Below are 16,501 nucleotides of genomic sequence, written 5' to 3'. Positions count from 1 at the left end.
GGCACGTGCCGGGCGGTCGGGGGACGCGTGGGGCGGAAACTTGTCATTGGCGATTTGAGGGTGCAGGAGCTGGAGCATCGCTCTGGCCGGATCTCGTACACGATCCTCGCGGCGGACGGCTCGGTATGCCGGTTGCCCGATGGGTTTTTGCGGACGTGCGCGGGCGGGACCGACCGGACGTACGCCTACCTGCTGGTGGACCACCTGCGGTGGCTGGTGTCGGAGGGATTGACGCCCGAGTCCGTGGTGATGCAGGATCTCGAGCGCTACATGGGAGCGGTGGGCGCCGAGTATCGCGGGCCCTATGGAAACCCGTGGCGGGTGGGCAAACGACCGTACGCGCAGAGCTCGCTCGACGCGGCCGCGGCCTGCTTGAAGCGGTTCTACTGCTATCTCGGCTCTCACGGCGAGAACCAGGTCCTGGCCGAGGAGTTCGCGCGAAAAGGAGCCCGGCTGCCGACGAAGGCCGACCGGCGGCGGCTGTTCCTCGGGCACGTGGTCCAGGAGATGGCAGCTAACCCGCTGCGGCCGGCCAGGGCAGTACGGCGACGGCACCCGAAGATGCCGCCCGATGGCGCGCGGACTACGTTGCTGGACGATCTGGGGTCCGCCCGGGATCGGATGACGGTGACCTGGCTGGCGGACGGCGGCTTTCGGATCGGCGAGTTCTGCGGCTTGCACCTGGTCGACCTTCACCTGCGCGAGGGCGCTGAGTGCGGTGAGTGCAGGCCACCACACGTTCACATCTGCCATCGGGAGACCAACCGGAATCGAAGCCGGGCGAAAACCAAACCGCCTTGGACGCTCCGGAACGGTGTAGTGCACGGCGGGCTGGTGCGCCGGGCGAGCCCGGCGATGATCCACACCTACTTCGAGTACGTGACCACGGAGTATCCGCACAACGCGGATCACGGGATGCTCCTGGTTCAGCTGCACGGACCCGGCAAGGGCCGGCCATGGTCGATGGCGGGCGCGCGGGCGATGCTGAATCGAGCCGGGATCCGGCTCGACCTCGGCAAGGTCAATCCCCACGCGTGGCGGCATCTCTTCGCCACCAACGTGCTGGATGCCTCCGACGGCGACACCCTGATCGCCCGCGACGCCGGCGGGTGGTCGTCAGCGACGACTGTCGAACAGATCTACGGTCATACCGATCTCCACGACCCGAAGTTCACCGCCGCGCTCGACCGGGTCTGGGAGCGGACATGACTGTCGAACTGCAACTCGTCGACCCCGGTGCTCCAAGCCGAATCAGACGGGACCGGCTGGAAGTGCTGACAGCCTTGATCGATGGCCCTGGCTTCGACCCGACCTATCGACCTGATCACATCGTGATCGCACCCGACCACGCCGTCTACGCCTGGCAGTGCAGCGTTGACCAGTGCGATCGGATCCGCCGGTGGGGTCAGCTGATCTGCTCGACGCACTACTACGAGTGGAAGAGCAGCGGGCTGGGCCGGGCGAAGTTCATCCAGACGGCGCGGCCGCTGCAGCCCCGCAAGGGAGTCGATCTCGGCTCGTGCCGTATCTGCGCCGATCTGCCCGCGTATACCGTCACGACGCGGCTCTGCAAGTATCACGGCGTGCGGTGGCGGCGGTATCAGCGAGCTCATCCCGAGGCCAGCTTCGAGGAGTGGAAAGCCCACGCCACGACCTTCGCCGGGTTCGGCCCCTGCCGCATCAACGCCTGCCCTTACAACGCCGCCTTCCCGATCGGATTGTGTGAACCCCACCAGGATCGCTACTACCGGGCAGGACGGCCTGGCGGAGCAGCAGCGCCGACCGCGTGGCGACGCGGCTTCGAGCAACTGGGCGATCCGGTGGCGATCAGCTACGAGGACGGGGCCGCATTCCTGCGGTGGTGTTCGGACGAGGACCCGATCGGCAAACCGAGCGTCATCAACCTGGCCGGTCTCCATCCGCTGCTCAAGGCCGAGATCAAGTGGGGGTTGAACGCCCACGCCCGGATGAAGCATCGCGCGAGCTGGGAAGTGGGAACGGTTCAGAGGCTGGCCAACCGCTGCCGGAGGCTGAAGCTGACCTCGCTCGCGGACTTGACCTCCACGCGGGAGGGCGGGCGCTCCCGCAAGGACTTCGATTCCTTCAGCCGGGCGCTGATTCTTGAGATCGCCGACGGGCTGCGCCGCATCTACTACAGCCCGCAGGACACCAAGGACGCCGGTTTCATCGAGACCGAGCACTTCGGCCGCCGGTTTCCCAACACCCAAAGCCACTTCGACCTGGCCGGCGTTCCGCAGCGCTGGCTTCGCAACCTGCTTTGGGAACATCTGGCCAGGGTGCTGCGCTCGGCGCAGTGCCCCAGATCCCGGGGCCCGTTCGACTCGGCGCGACGCGCGATCATCGAGCTCGGCGCCTTCCTGGAGATCGACGCTCCTCAGGGCGGCCACGAACCGGCGCTCCTGCGCTCGGAGCACGCCGAGAGGTTCGCCGCCGACCTGCTGAACCGGGAACGGCACGGACTGCCGTCGCTGGGGCTCGTCCGCGGCAACGGGGAGCCTTCGATCGTCACCTTCGGCACCCGCCGGCTGACGTTCAACCACGCTCGAAAGGTCATGTTCGAGGCGCTGAGCTGCGGCGAGCCCGACAAGGTCGGGTTGCCTCGCTCCTTCATCGTCGCCCTGCCTTCAGGCGGCAAGGACCGCAAGGTCGCCCGGAACCCCTTCACCGACGATGTCGCCCGCGCCTTGGCCGACGAGGCCAATCTTCAGTTGCTCGCTGGCACTTGGGACCCCAACGACCGAGGGCTACGCGACATCTGGGAGACGATCGTGGCGACCGGCCGCCGCTGCAGCGAGGTCGTCAAGCTCTCCCTCGACTGCGTCGGCCGCTACCGGGGCCTGCCGATGCTCTGGCACGACCAGACCAAGGTCGGCAACTACAACGCGGGCATCCGGATCCCGGAATTCCTCTATGACCGGCTCGAAGCCCGCCGAGCCAAGACCCTCGTGGTCTTCGAGGACCGTTTTGGCCGTCCTCCCAGCGCGGAGGAGCGGAGGTCCCTCGTGCTGTTCCCCAACGCCGTTCGCAACCCGGACGGCACCAAGTCGATCTCCTATGGCCACTTCAGCAGATGCTTCAAGGAGTGGGTGGACAGCCTGGACCTCGGCGGGAACGTCATCCACCAAGCCCGCCACACTCTGGCGACCAAGCTCCTGGCCGCGGGCGCGAGCCTTGCTCATATCAAGCGCTACCTGGGACAAGTCAGCGAGCGCATGGCGGAGCACTACGTCAAGGTCAGCAACTCCGACCTCGACGACCTCCTCGCCGCGATTTGGGTCGCCGGACCCGGCTCGGTCAATCCCGGCGAGTTGCTCTCCAGCAGCGAGACACCCCTGAGCAAGCATGAGGCCATGGCTCTGGCCCTGGACCTCAGCCGACGCAGCACCCCGGCCGAGGGCGGAGTTTGCACCTTCCAGCCCGTCGTCGACGGCAACGCCTGCCCCTGGAACCTGGACTGCACGAACTGCGACAAGTTCGTGCTCTCCGGCGCTGACCTCCTCTACTGGCGGCGCAAGGCCGAACAGTGGCGATCCATCGCCGAACGCGCCCCCACCGACGAGGCCGCCAACTACCTCCACACCGTCTTCGAACCGACTGCCCGCGCCATCGCGGGCCTGGAGAAGGCACTGGCCGGGCTTGGTCTTCTTGATCAGGCCCTCGCCCTGGATCTCAGACGACCCCAGGACTACTTCCAACGGATCTGGAGCCTCAACTTCCGGGCCGGCGACCTGGCCGCCCTCACCGAGCACGAGGACGACGATTGAGCACCGAATCGAGCCGGACCACGGCCGCCATCCAAGCCCGGAAGGGCACCACCGAGCAGATGCTCGGACGCGTTCGCGACACGCTCCGCCAGATGCGCCGCGACGGCATGTCCATCCAGACAGCCGTGGTCGCCCGCCGCGCCGAAGTCTCCCGCACCTTCCTCTATCAGAACGCCGAAGCCAAGAAGCTCCTCACCGAAGCCGCAGCAGACGACACCACCAGCCCGACGACTAGCCGCGCACGGACTGGCGACCAGGCCAGCCCCTGGAAGGACCGAGCGCTCAACGCCGAAGACGCTCTCAAAGCCGCGTACGCGGAAATCAGCAACCAGCGCGGCCAAATCGGCCAGCTCCTCGGTCAGATCCGCGAACTCGAACTCGACCTCCCTGCCGACGCCGTCGAACGGATGACCACCGAGAACCGGACCCTCCGCCAAGAGAACCGCAAACTCACCACCGACAACCAGCGGCTCACCGACCGGCTGAAGGCCGCCCGCGAGAACAACCGCTTCCTCGACACCCGCATCGCCCGCCTCGAAGCCGAACTCGCTGACCACCTGAACCTCGGGCAAGGACCACAGCAGGGCCACCCCGCTGATCTCCGCAGCGGACCAGCAGAACCATGAGAGCCCTGAAAATCAGCCTGGACGGTCGGGTGACCGAGTCCACCTGCCCAAGCGGGGACGGACCGTCGCAGCGATCTGCGGCCTCATCTCCGGCGCGGCGGTTGAGCCGCTGACTGTTACCAGTCGCTGGGACATGTGGGCAGATGAAAACGGCCACGCCGACAACCAGCCCCTCAACACCTGCGCCACCGCCCTCGCTCACTAGCACGGCATCCGTTGCCGCCTGCTTGGGCCGGTCGTCATTACCGGGCCTGCTTCCCCGGAAGGGCACACCACGGGACTCACCCTGGAGCAGATCACCGTGATCCGGCAGCAGATCACGAGCCTCATCCGGCTGCCGAAACCCTTCGCCCATAGGCGGCGAAGGAACTACTCTGCGTGAAATGGATCAGAAGGAGCGTTTTGATGCCACCCAACAGCGCCGGGCGAAGCAGTTTGCGCTCTGCTCCTATGCGCTGGGACGGGATCCGTCAGCCCGGGGAGCGGAGGCGCTCTTCGACCAGGCACTGACCAATGGGCTTGCCCTGATCGTTGCGCACATGTGGCCAGGAAAGGAATCCGGTCGCCGAGGACGCATGCTGTCGGCTCGCGACCTGCTGGTTGTCATCAAGGCCGAAGGCATCTCCGCCGAGTCTGGGGTGACACGCGTCCTCCACGACCCCGCCAAGCCGGAGTTCGTCAAATCCCCATGGTTCGAGCCGGGGGACGAAGAACGACTTGTCGCGAACTTCACCGAAGTGAGGACATCGGTCCTGGAGCGCGCGCTTGATATCACTCAAGAGATCCGACACGCCCGCGAAGTCAGCGATAACCCAACCGAAGCCTTGGCGGAAGAACACCTCGAAGCACTCGACGTCCTCAGCGATCATCCAGAGATCTCGCACGCGATCAGCGTTGAAGGCTTGGCAGCCTACGAAACTAAGGTCAGCTCGGACGACGATGCCGAACAAGCCCGCGCTGCGCGTTATCTCGAAGCCCTAGGAGAAGACGAGGCCCAGCGGCGCGCTGACGTCGACGAGCTACGGGACCGATTCGCCCCGGCGCCGGGGGACGTCGACATCACCACTCTCGAAGACTGCCCAGTCTGTGGTTACGAGACCTTCGTCGCGCCCTCCCGCGACGGATACCTCGATGAAGTCGGCATCGGACACTGCTTTGTCTGCAGTTATGAACGCACGGACATAGTCGCCGAAGACCTCGCCAACACGCTTTACATCCGGCGAGCCATCGAGCGAAGCGATTAGCCAGGATCATTCGACGAAGCCAGCCACGCCACCGGACTTGTCACGCCCTCTACGCGACGCCACCGCAATGAACGGGTTGAGCAATTCGAGCAATTCACCTCGGCGACGGCGCCGGGTGACTGGAATGGATGCATGGGCTTTCTCCGGCGATCTCCCCGGCAGTCCGCGCGTCCGCCCGAGCTGCGGTCGCCGCGATCTATGTGGTGGTGGGCGCTTCCCGCAGCGTTGTTGGTCTGCGCGGCGGTCTGGGGTGTCAGCGCCTGGCTGCTCAAGGACGTGGGCACACCGCTGAGCAGAGCTGAACAGATCTCCGCGCGGATCGAGGCCGTCCGAACCGCGCTGGCGGCCGGCGCGGGCGCCGGCGCCGCGGTGACGCTACTGCTGGCCGTCCGCCGGCAGCGGCATCAGGAACTGGCCGCTGCGCACACCACACACGACGCCGTCGAACGCCGCACCACCGAGCTCTACACGAAGGCCGCCGAACTGCTCGGCAGCGACCAGGCTCCGGTCCGCCTCGCAGGCCTGCACGCCCTGGAACGCCTCGCCCAGGACACCCCGGCGCTGCGACAAACCATCATGGACGTGATCTGCTCGTACTTGAGGATGCCGTGGACGCCGCCCGCCGAACAGGACCGGCACGAGAAGATCCGCACAGCCCAGCGAGCCGCCCGCGTTGGCACTGCCCGTCAGAACGCTGGCCGCGCCCGTGATCCGCACGAGGAGCGGCAGGTCCGCCTCACCGCCCAGCGCATCCTGGCCACTCATCTGCGCTACCAGAAGCCGCCCGCCCGCCGCTGGTGGCAGCACCGCAGCACCGACCCCAACGCCGGTCACTGGCACGACATCCGCCTTGACCTCACCGGCGCTGCCTTAACGGACCTCAACCTGCGCGACTGCCGCGTGGGCACCGCCCTGTTCAGCGGGGCAACCTTCACCGGCGACGCCCTGTTCAGCGGGGCAACCTTCACCGGCGACGCCGACTTCGAGGACGCGACCTTCACCGACGCCGCCATATTTATGGGAACGACCTTCACTGGCAACGCCGAGTTCGACGGGGCGACCTTCACCAGCGACGCCATGTTCATGGAAGCGACCTTCACCGGCGACGCCGCGTTTGCGGAGACGACCTTCACCGGCGCCGCCAGGTTCGCCAGAGCGGCGTTCACCGGCGACGCCTGGTTCGGCGGGACGACCTTCGCTGACGAGGCTCGATTCGCAAGAGCGGCGTTCACCGGCACCGCCTGGTTCAGCGGAGCCGCCTTTGCTGGCGACGCCGTGTTCGAAGAGGCGACCTTCACCCGCAGCGCCAACTTGGACGGGGTCTCCGGCCTGGAGAGGGCTGTGCTAAATGGCGTGCGAGTGGCACGAACCGAGCGCGTGACGCGGCGATGGCCGCCGTGCTGGCGAGCGGAGGAAGCAGCTGACGGGTGGCAGACGCTGCGCCTGACGGCCAACGCGGAGGGCGCCGACGCGACCGAAGGCGAGCCGGGCACGGAGCCGTTGGAATGACGTCCCCAGCGCTCACATCACGCACATGTCCGTGACGTGAATGGCCAGGTCAGCATGATGTTGGCACCAAGGCCGTTCGGTAAAATCCACGTCGAAGCCGAACTCGCCAAACTCGACGGATCCGGCTGGCGGCCGCTACGCCCGGCGCAACTGCGCCAACTCGGCCTCACCCCGTGACCAGCGCCACCAGGCCGGGGCCGAGCCCTGGAACCGGCAACGGCTCCGGGGCTCGACCCCGGCAGGGCGTTACGCCTGGGCCTTCTCCGTGGTGGAGGGAGTCGGCTGGGGTGCTGCGGGCGCGCGGTGGCGTGCGGTTGTCAGGTGGTAGAGCAGCGCCAGGGTCGTGACACCGGCGGCTGGCAGCCCCAGCGCGGCGGGCACCATGGCAAACCACTCCTGGGCCAGTCCGCCCAAGCCGCCGCCGAGGGCGATCCCGACGTAGATGGCCGAGGAGTTGAGGCCGAGTAGAACCGGTGCTGCGGCCGGGCTGAGGGCGATGAGTCGGTGCTGTTGGGGCACGACGACGACACCCAGGGCCGCGCCCCAGATCGCGGCCCATGCCAGGGTGGACACGAGCGTGGCGGTCGCCACCGAAGTGAGGCCAAGGGCGATGGCAGCGATGATGAGAGGCCCGGTCAACACCTGCGCAGGATCGTGCCGGTCGACCAGCCGTCCGGCGATGATGTTTCCGGCCAGGACGCCGATTCCCCAGGCCAGCAGGATGACGGTGAGCAGCGATTCGGAGCCGCCGGTCGTATCTTGTAGGGCCGGGCCGATGTAGGTGTAGAGGGTGTAGGCGCCGAGGAAGACCAGTGTGGTGACGGCCAGCAGCGCGAGGACCCGGCCCTGCTTGAGCGGGCGCAGCCGGTCGCCTAGTGTGGCGGCGGGGAGCGTCACCTTGGGCAGGCCGGCGGCGATTCCCAGGAGCGCGGCGAGGCCGATCCCGGCGACGGCCCACAGGGTGATGTGCCAGTCGGTACGGCCGATCAGCGTGCCGAGGGGGAGGCCCAACGCCGTCGCCAATGTGAGGCCGCCCAACACGAAGGCCAGGGCCCTGCCTCGGCGTTCCGGGGGTGCGATGGCCCCCGCAGTGCTGGAGGCGGCGGAATTGATCATCCCGGCCCCGGCCGCGGTGACCACGCGAGCGATCATCACTACCCCGTAGCTGGTGCCCAGGGCGGTGACAGCGTTGCCGACCACGAAGATGCTCAACGCGATCAGCAGCGCGGACCGCCTGTCCAGTCCACTGGTGAGCGCGCCCATGACGGGCGCCGACAGGGCCATCACCAAGGCGAACACCGTCACCAGCTGCCCGGCGGCGGGAGTGGAGACCTGCAGGTCGGTGGCGATGGCCGGGAGCAGGCCGGCGATGACGTAGCTGTCGGTGCCGACGGCGAAGGTCGCTAGGGCCAGCGGGAGGAGTCGTTTCAACACCGGGCGGTGCCGCCCTTCCAGAGGAATCTCAGAAGTATCGAGCGGAACCCTAAGCGATATATGGATGCTTGTCCATATATCCATCAGTTGGTAGCGTGCGGGTGTGCGGAACACAGGGGGCGGCGATGCGTGAGGTGTCACAGCCGGCGACCGAGGCCATCCGGCTGGTGGAGGTGCTGCGCGCTCTGGCCGATCCGGTGCGGCTGGACCTCGTCCTGCGGCTCGACCGGATGGGCGAGGACTTCTGCAACGCGATCGGCGCCGAAATCGACGTGCATCAGACGACGCTGTCGCACCACTACCGGGTGCTGCGTGAGGCCGGCGTGACGTGGACGAAGGTGCAGGGTCGATCCCGGCTGGTACGGCTGCGCCGAGAGGACCTCGACGCACTGTTCCCCGGCCTGCTCGACTCTGTACTGAGCGCACACCGCCAAACACGCGATACCGCAACCACCGGCACTGTCAAGGCGCCGTAGGTGCGGGCTCCCCGGCACTCGCTGATGGGAGGCGTTCGGCCCGGGGGACCGTGCCCGGTCCGCGAGCGGCTCGGGTCACGTCGAGTGATCAAGCCCACACTGACACCATTCGCGCCGTGTCGCACCTTCGCTTCATCCGGACCGCGAGAGCTGATGAGTCTCGGAAACGACCGTTCACAAGACCCATCTACCGGCAAGGCGTTCACCCAGCCAACATGGGTATCGAAAAGCCGTCTCGAAAACAATGTTGCGAGAACCTCACCGAGGCGGTTAGGAGACCCATCACATGACGGTGTATGGCTACTACCGTGTCTCTACCGCCGACCAGAATCCCGATCACCAGATCGACGCCCTGCAGCGCGCCGGCGTGGCGGCCGGGAACATCTTCGGTGACACCGCCAGCGGGGCCAAGGCATCCCGGCCCGAGCTCGACCGCGTGCTGTCGCTCCTGAACTCCGGCGACACGTTGAAGATCACCCGGCTGGATCGACTGTCACGCTCGGTCCAGCACCTGATCAACCTCGGCGCCGACCTGCGCGCCGCCGGGATCGGACTGCACGTGGTCGAGCAGGGCATCGACACCTCCACCATGGAGGGCCGCGCTATGTTCGGCATGCTGAGCGTGCTGGCCGAACTGCAACGCGAACTCATCATTGCCAACACCAACGACGGCCTGGCCGCCGCCCGTGCCCGCGGCCGCGTCGGCGGCCGCCGCCCCAAACTCACCCAGCGGCAGCTAGACCAGGCCCAAAAGATGTACGACGACGGCACCCACACCGTCGAAGAAATCGCCCAGACCTTCCACGTGTCCCGCCCCACCCTCTACCGGCACCTCACCGCCCACCACGATGGCCGCGACTGCGCCCTCATCGTCTACCGCGGGAAGACCACAAAGACCGACGCCGGCAACCGCAGGCTCGGCGAAACCGGCGCCGGCGAACAGGTCCAGCTCGACACCGACCGCAAATGGTGGCCCATCGCCCCGGGCCGCCGCCCCCACCTCAAGGCCATCGTCTACGTCGCAGCCGGAACCGTCGCCCGCGTCCGCGCCGTCGACCCCGACCAAAGCAAATGGCGCGAAGACGACCGCGGCTACTGCGACGTCCCCGTCAGCGCGCCCCTCACCGACCTGCAGATCGCCCAGCAACTCCCCAGCCTGCAACTACGCCCAGGCACCCCGCGCCCCCACACCCGCGGCAAACTCCGCGAATTCCTCCTCCTGTAACCCGCCCGGCAGCACAATGAGACCCCACGCTGCGGCATCACCACAGGTCACGGTCATATCCGACCGAAATTTCGTCAGTGCTACCGGGACCCCAAGAAGAACTGGGTGATCGATCTCGATGTCGCCAAGTTCTTCGACTCCGTGCCGTGGGACCTGATGGTCAAGGCAGTCGAGGCCAACATCACCACCGAGCAGCGTTGGGTATTGCTGTATGTGAAGCGATGGCTGCAAGCCCCGCTGGCACTGCCCGACGGCACCCTGCGCGAACGAGATCGGGGAACCCCACAGGGATCGGCGATCTCACCCGTGCTGGCCAACCTGTTCATGCATTATGCGTTCGATCTCTTTCTCGCCCGGGAGTTCCCGGACGTGGAGTTCGAGCGGTATGCCGACGACGCGGTCGTGCACTGCGTCACCGAACAGCGGGCGCGCCAGGTCCTGGCTGCCCTCTCCGAGAGGATGGCGGAGGTCGGGCTGTCACTGCATCCGACCAAGACCAGAATCGTGTACTGCAAGGACCGGGTTCGGCCGGGCTCGTATGAGCACACCGAGTTCACGTTCCTCGGGTTCACCTTCCGTGCCCGGGCGGCCAAGGCCAGGAACGGCGGGGTATTCTCCTCGTTCCTGCCCGCGGTCAGCCCACAGGCCCTCAAGGAGATGGGGCGACGGCTCCGCCGCTGGCGGATCCACCTGCGCACCCGGCTCGACTTGAACGAGCTCGCCAAAGCGATCAACCCCATCGTGGCGGGCTGGATGAACTACTACGGCCGGTTCTACCGGTCACAGCTCGGCCCCTTCCTCAAACGCATCAACACCTACCTGATGCGCTGGGCGCGCCGAAAGTACAAACGGCTCCGGACGTTCAAACGCTTCAGGAAGTGCTCGCACTCGTCCAACGAGCGCCCCGCCTCTTCAGACACTGGGCCTGGATGGCCGAGACCGGAAGGATGAGATGAGATGAGAAGAGCGGAGTGACGGGAGACTGTCATGCTCCGTTCCGTGGGAGCCAGGGGTGAAAATCCCCTGGGCGACCCGACTCCCGTGCCTGCGGTGCTTGGCCGAGTAGTACGGCCGGTCGGCGCGCACCCGGTCGGTGGGGATGAGCGTGCCGTCCAGCACCAGGTAGTGCAGACCTTCCCGTACGGTCTTGCGTAAGGCGGGGCCGAGCTTGGGGGCGCGGGCGCGCAGCAGGGCGACGGTCTCCTCCACGTACCGCCAGGCGGTGGCGACCGAGACGCCGAATCCGGCGGCGAGCTCGGTGTAGGTCTCGCCTTTGCGCAGGTAGACCAGAACCAGCAGGGCCTGCTGGGCGGGGTTGAGGCGTCGCCACGTGGAGCCGATGGCCTTGCGGTGGCGGCGGATGATGCCGGCCACGTAGTTCAGCGTTGAGCGCGACAAATCGACCGCAGCACGATAGAACAGCATCCGAACCCCTGGTGGTGACGGTGTTGATTGTGGTGATCCACCCGTCTACCAGGGGTTCTCTGCATCTTCAGGTGAACGTCGCACTCGCGATCACGCTGTGATCAGCAGGCACCCGTCGAGGATGAAAACGGCTCACTGGATTTACCGCATGTTCGAATGGATCAAGATCCAGATGAAGGGTGTGGCGATCCAGCCCCGCGAACGCTGCGCCCGCCGATGATTGCATCCGTCCAGGTCATGACTCTGCACGGCGCTTCGCGTGGCGTGCGCGAGCTCTGCTCACCCGAAAGAGGACGCGCGCGCGGCGGGATGATCTCCCGTGCTCCTTCGCCGGCCTATCTGACTGTCCCGAACACTTCACGGAACTGCGGTTGCTGCCTGTGAACGCTCGGGACAAGGACGTGCGGCCAGTACGAGCAGGACATCCACAACCTGACTACGCCATCGCGTGCTCCAACGGTGTTTCGGCCGTCTCTGAGGTCGATCCTCCCCAAGGAGGAGAGCCCTCTTGCCGGGAGCATGCCTGCAGCCCGCAAGGGTGAAGGTTGCGGGCAGTCAAGATCTCCCGTGTCTCGGGAGGCTCATCCCGACGGCTCGAACGTGCATCAGGCGCGGATCACCGCCACGGCCTCGACTTCGACCAGCTGATCGGTGTAGCCGAGCACGGTTACCCCGAGCAGCGTGCTCGGCGCGTCATGATCCCCCATGTACTCGCGGTAGACCTCCCAGGCGGTGCTGAGGTCGGCTTGGCGGGAGGAGGCGACGTAGACGGTGCTTTTGGCGATGTCGGTCAGGGACGCGCCGGCGCTGTCGAGCGCGGTGACGAGGTTGCGCATCACCTGATGGCTCTGGGCGGCGTAGTCGCCAGGGGCGACTGTCTTGCCGTCAAGATCGAGGGGGCAGGCGCCGGCCACCCACACGCAGTTCACGGGGGTGTCGGCGACCGCGGCGTAGGCGTAGTCGACGGCTTGTGTGAGCCGATCGTCGCGAATCAGTCGGACACCAGGATTGATAGTCATCCGCCTATAATCTACATGTGCTTATCATCTGTCAAGGAGTACGGTGAGGTGCTGTGACAGATCGTCCTGATCTCGCGGCCATGCTCCAGCCCCTGGTGCAGTCGCTCATCGCCGCAGAGCAGCCTGTGCTGGCCGCACACGGGATCTCCATGTGGGGCTACGCAGTGCTCACCGCCCTGGCCGACACCGCCGTGCGCACGCAGGCCGCCCTCGCCGAGGCGATCGGCGCGGACAAGACCCGCATCATCAGCACTCTCGACAGGCTCCAGGACGCAGGGCTGATCACCCGGGACCCCGACCCCCGCGACCGGCGCGCCCGCATCCTCGCGATCACCGCCGAAGGGGCCCTCCTTCACCGATCCGTACGCACGGCCATCCAGGCCGGCGAGGACCGTCTGCTCGACAGGCTGCCGCCGGCCGACCGCGCAACCTTCCTGCGCGCCGCGCGGACTCTGGCCCGGCTCTCCCGTGACGTGCGCGATCGTCCCTCATGACGCCTAGGCGGTAAGCCAGGCCATGCACCTGCTAATGTTTGTTGGCATGTGCTGGACGTTGAGGTGAGTGTCCCCGCGCCTACGGGAGACGACCTGGTGCGGATGTTGGCCACCTTGTCCAGCCCGCACCGGCTGCGCGTCATCGCGGCCCTCACAGGCGGCCGGAACTACGTGAGCCGACTGGCGCGTGAGCTCGGTATCAGCAGGGCGCTGCTCCAGGTCCACTTGAAGAAGCTGGAGGCCGCCGGCCTGGTTTCCTCGCAGCTGGAGCTGTCGGAAGAAGGAAAGGCAATGAAGTACTACGAGCTGCGCGGGTTCTCTGTTCACCTGACGCCGGAGCTCATCGTGGACGCAACACGAACGCTGACCACCGAGAAGGGCTCGGAGCGATGAACGAGCATGAGTGGCAGGAAGTCATCGGCACCATCGGCGTGTTCGTCCTGATCATCGCCGTAGTCGTCACGGTCGTCTGGCAAGCCGCCATCTCCTGGCGGGCCAAGGCTCAGACGGCACGCGAGGCGGAGTACAAAAAGATCGCCGAGGCCGCCGCCGCCTCCCAGCAGGACATCGGACGGCAGCTCGCTGAGATCAATGACCGGCTCTCGGCGCTGCGCGACCGTACCGACGCCATTGAGCTGATGCTCAAGGTTGTCGAGTAGCACCCCAACCCCCGAAACACGATTCCGGGCCGCCGAGCTGCAACTCGACGGCCCGGTTGGGGGAGATGTACCACCTCGCCGGCAGGCGAGTTCCACAGGAACACTCCACCAAGAACGAGGAGAGCAGTTCATGCTGCCCGAAAGCAAATCGGCCCCTCGCGACGGCACGGCGCCTGGCCCTCCGAGGGCCAGGACCGGCGTGATCGCGGCCGTCGCGGGCTGGTCGGTCCGGCACCGCACCCTGGCCATCGCTGGTTGGGCCGCGTTGGTCTTAGCCGCTGTGCTGTCCAGCGCGCTGGTCCCGGGCGACAACGCGCGCGCCGTCGACCCCGGCGAGGCAGGCCACGCCCAGCAGATGGTGGACGCCCAGCGCGGCGACAACTCCGTACGAGAGAACGTGCTGATCCAGCCGCGTGAAGGCACAGGCCTCTTCTCCGAAGATCCGGAGCTGCGTGCCGCCGCGGAAGATCTGGTGACCCTGCTGCGTCGGACACCGCAGGCAGTCCGGGACATCGGTTCGCCGCTGGCGGCGCACGGAGAGCGCTGGGTGTCACGCGACGGTCATTCCGGGCTGGTCACCTTCGAAGTCACCGGTCCGGACGAACGGTTCGACGACAACTACGCCGCTGCCATCGCAGCCGTGGAGCAGGCTCAGCGGAGCCATCCTGGGGTGCGTTTCAGCCAGGCGGGTGACCGCAGCCTATCCGGTGCAGTCGACAAGGGCATCAAGAACGACCTCGGGCGTGCCGAGACGACGTCTCTGCCGCTGACCATCGTGATCCTGCTGGCCGTGTTCGGCTCGCTGATCGCCGCCGGGATCCCGCTCCTGCTATCAGCGACCGTCGTGGCGGGCACGTTCGGACTGCTGGGATTCATCGGGCAGTGGGTGCCGTTCAACGGCGCCGCCTCGGCCATCGTGCTGCTGATCGGCATGGCAGTCGGCATCGACTACTCGCTGTTCTACCTACGCCGGGTCCGGGAGGAACGGGCTGCGGGCCATGACGTGCGCGAGGCGCTGCGGCGTACCGCCGAGACATCGGGGCACGCGATCGTGGCTTCCGGATTGACCGTCATGCTCTGCCTGGCCGGCCTGCTGTTCACCGGCGTGGACGTCTTCAAGGGACTGACCGCCGGCACGGTCCTGGTCGTCGGCCTGGCCGTGCTCGGCTCGCTGACGGTACTGCCCGCGCTGCTGGCGGTTCTGGGGCACCGGGTGGACTGGGCCCGCATCCCCTTGTTGGGTCGACACAGGATCGCGGTCGGCGAGTCCCGCATCTGGGGGCAGGTGGCCCGGGCGGTGGTCGCCAGACCGGTGCTGAGCGGGGCCGCCGTGAGCATGGTGCTGCTGGTGCTGGCGCTGCCCGTCCTCGGCATCAGGCTCCAGGACGCGGCCGTGACCTCCAGCCTGCCGCCCGGTACCTCCCCGGCGGTGGACGCCGCGACCACGATGCAGGATGCATTTCCGGGCGCGGCGACGGCCGCTCGCGTGGTCCTCGCACGCAGGGACGGCAGCTCGGCCGACACCGAGCAGGTACGCGCCGCGATCGAAGAGCTGCACCAGCAGACAGTTTTCAGCGGCGGCCTGCTGCTCGAACCGATCACCGCCGTCGCGGTCGGCCACGCGATGGTGGTGCGTGTGCCACTGGCCGGTGCCATCACCGACCCGGTGGCCGATCGGGCGCTGGCCATGCTGCGCGAGCAGGCGCTACCTGCGACATTCGGGCAGGTGGCCGGCGTCTCCTACGCTGTGACGGGCAAGACCGCCACGCCCCACGACTTCGCTGTGCAGGTGAATGAGCGGACCCCGATCGTGGTCGCCTTCGTCCTCACTCTGGCGTTCGTGCTGCTTGCCGTGACGTTCCGGTCGTGGACCATCCCGCTGGTATCGATCCTGCTCAACCTGCTGTCCATCGGCGCGGCGTGCGGGGTCTTAGTCTGGGTCTTCCAGGACGGCCATCTGGAGTCGCTGCTGGGATTCGTTTCCTATGGCGGGGTGGTGAGCTGGCTGCCGCTGTTCATGTTCGTCATCCTGTTCGGGCTGAGCATGGACTACCACATCTTCATCCTCAGCCGCATCAAGGAACGCCGGCGCGGCGGCGCCTCCGCCCGCGAGGCGATCGTCGGTGGCATCGCGGGCAGCGCCGGGGTCGTCAGCGGCGCCGCGTTCATCATGATCGGCGTCTTCACGGTCTTCGTGACACTGTCGGCCATCGAGTACAAGATGCTGGGACTGGGCATGGCGGTTGCCATCCTTATCGACGCGACCGTGGTCCGTGGTGTGCTGCTGCCGGCCGCGATGGCGCTGCTCGGAGAGCAGACTTGGATGCGACGCCCCGCCACGCCGATGCAGTAGCAGGAAACGCCGGGTGCTGGCGGACGGCGTGCCGCCCGCCAGCACCCGGCGCTCACCTGCCAAGCCTTCGATCTCCTGGTGCGACGGCGCCATGCACAGCAGCATGCGGGCACATACCGATCACTCGATCGGCGACGCCCGAGGCCCACGGCTGCTCCTAGTGTGATGCGCCGGAAATTGCTTACTTAAGTACGCTGCTGATTTTCGGTGGTTGGCGGGTTGATCTTGTTGAGGTGGTCGGCGAGGGTTTTG

At 66.9% G+C, this 16,501-nt stretch carries 14 protein-coding genes and 1 pseudogene; 12 read left to right on the top strand and 3 right to left on the bottom strand.

Annotated elements, in window-relative coordinates; all coding sequences use genetic code 11:
* The first annotated feature begins 60 nt into the window (after nucleotides 1–60).
* The 5 genes from ACIHAD_RS45640 (at nucleotide 61) to ACIHAD_RS45620 (ending at nucleotide 7,164) form a co-directional block, all read left to right on the top strand.
* Nucleotides 61–1,209 (top strand): tyrosine-type recombinase/integrase, encoded by a 1,149-nt coding sequence (locus ACIHAD_RS45640; RefSeq protein WP_397361109.1) that lies wholly within the window; start codon nucleotides 61–63, stop codon nucleotides 1,207–1,209.
* On the top strand, nucleotides 1,206–3,785 hold the full coding sequence (locus ACIHAD_RS45635; RefSeq protein WP_397361108.1) for a tyrosine-type recombinase/integrase: 2,580 nt from the start codon (nucleotides 1,206–1,208) through the stop codon (nucleotides 3,783–3,785). Before ACIHAD_RS45640 ends, ACIHAD_RS45635 begins: the two co-directional genes overlap by 4 nt.
* Entirely contained in the window at nucleotides 3,782–4,411 is a 630-nt protein-coding gene (locus tag ACIHAD_RS45630) for a DUF6262 family protein (protein WP_397361107.1), read from the top strand. Before ACIHAD_RS45635 ends, ACIHAD_RS45630 begins: the two co-directional genes overlap by 4 nt.
* Before the next feature lie 383 nt (nucleotides 4,412–4,794).
* Complete coding sequence (locus ACIHAD_RS45625) at nucleotides 4,795–5,655, top strand: hypothetical protein (protein ID WP_397361106.1); 861 nt, start codon at nucleotides 4,795–4,797, stop codon at nucleotides 5,653–5,655.
* Nucleotides 5,656–5,787: 132 nt separating this feature from the next.
* A complete protein-coding gene (locus tag ACIHAD_RS45620; RefSeq protein WP_397361105.1) occupies nucleotides 5,788–7,164 on the top strand; it encodes a pentapeptide repeat-containing protein in 1,377 nt (458 codons plus the stop codon).
* 246 nt (nucleotides 7,165–7,410) lie between these two features.
* Here ACIHAD_RS45620 and ACIHAD_RS45615 read toward each other — a convergent pair whose 3' ends face one another.
* On the bottom strand, nucleotides 7,411–8,712 hold the full coding sequence (locus ACIHAD_RS45615) for an MFS transporter (RefSeq protein ID WP_397361104.1): 1,302 nt from the start codon (nucleotides 8,710–8,712) through the stop codon (nucleotides 7,411–7,413).
* Between the two features lie 11 nt (nucleotides 8,713–8,723).
* Here ACIHAD_RS45615 and ACIHAD_RS45610 point away from each other — a divergent pair, with 11 nt between their 5' ends.
* From ACIHAD_RS45610 to ACIHAD_RS45600, 3 genes are all read left to right on the top strand, one after another.
* Nucleotides 8,724–9,074, top strand: a complete 351-nt coding sequence (locus ACIHAD_RS45610) for an ArsR/SmtB family transcription factor (protein WP_397361103.1) — start codon at nucleotides 8,724–8,726, stop codon at nucleotides 9,072–9,074.
* 286 nt (nucleotides 9,075–9,360) lie between these two features.
* Complete coding sequence (locus ACIHAD_RS45605) at nucleotides 9,361–10,299, top strand: recombinase family protein (protein ID WP_397361102.1); 939 nt, start codon at nucleotides 9,361–9,363, stop codon at nucleotides 10,297–10,299.
* 36 nt (nucleotides 10,300–10,335) lie between these two features.
* Nucleotides 10,336–11,250: a reverse transcriptase domain-containing protein gene (locus tag ACIHAD_RS45600; RefSeq protein ID WP_397361154.1), complete on the top strand. Its 915-nt coding sequence runs from the start codon at nucleotides 10,336–10,338 to the stop codon at nucleotides 11,248–11,250.
* 87 nt (nucleotides 11,251–11,337) lie between these two features.
* On the opposite strand, the pseudogene ACIHAD_RS45595 reads toward ACIHAD_RS45600, so the two are convergent.
* Both ACIHAD_RS45595 and ACIHAD_RS45590 read right to left on the bottom strand, forming a co-directional pair.
* Nucleotides 11,338–11,724: pseudogene (locus ACIHAD_RS45595) on the bottom strand (transposase family protein); the annotation flags it as partial.
* A gap of 605 nt (nucleotides 11,725–12,329) precedes the next feature.
* Entirely contained in the window at nucleotides 12,330–12,743 is a 414-nt protein-coding gene (locus ACIHAD_RS45590) for a RidA family protein (protein ID WP_397361101.1), read from the bottom strand.
* 53 nt (nucleotides 12,744–12,796) lie between these two features.
* Here ACIHAD_RS45590 and ACIHAD_RS45585 point away from each other — a divergent pair, with 53 nt between their 5' ends.
* The 4 genes from ACIHAD_RS45585 to ACIHAD_RS45570 all read left to right on the top strand — a co-directional run bounded on the left by ACIHAD_RS45585 (nucleotide 12,797) and on the right by ACIHAD_RS45570 (nucleotide 16,249).
* Entirely contained in the window at nucleotides 12,797–13,237 is a 441-nt protein-coding gene (locus ACIHAD_RS45585) for a MarR family winged helix-turn-helix transcriptional regulator (RefSeq protein WP_397361100.1), read from the top strand.
* A gap of 48 nt (nucleotides 13,238–13,285) precedes the next feature.
* Complete coding sequence (locus ACIHAD_RS45580; RefSeq protein WP_397361099.1) at nucleotides 13,286–13,630, top strand: ArsR/SmtB family transcription factor; 345 nt, start codon at nucleotides 13,286–13,288, stop codon at nucleotides 13,628–13,630.
* Entirely contained in the window at nucleotides 13,627–13,896 is a 270-nt protein-coding gene (locus ACIHAD_RS45575) for a hypothetical protein (protein WP_397361098.1), read from the top strand. Before ACIHAD_RS45580 ends, ACIHAD_RS45575 begins: the two co-directional genes overlap by 4 nt.
* Nucleotides 13,897–14,095: 199 nt before the next feature.
* Nucleotides 14,096–16,249 carry an MMPL family transporter gene (locus tag ACIHAD_RS45570; protein WP_397361097.1) on the top strand — a complete coding sequence of 718 codons (2,154 nt, stop codon included), beginning with the start codon at nucleotides 14,096–14,098 and terminating at the stop codon, nucleotides 16,247–16,249.
* The last annotated feature ends 252 nt before the right edge of the window (nucleotides 16,250–16,501 follow it).

The sequence above is a fragment of the Nonomuraea sp. NPDC052265 genome (assembly GCF_044547985.1).
Classification (GTDB): Bacteria; Actinomycetota; Actinomycetes; order Streptosporangiales; family Streptosporangiaceae; genus Nonomuraea.
This window is presented reverse-complemented; position numbering and strand designations above follow the sequence as displayed.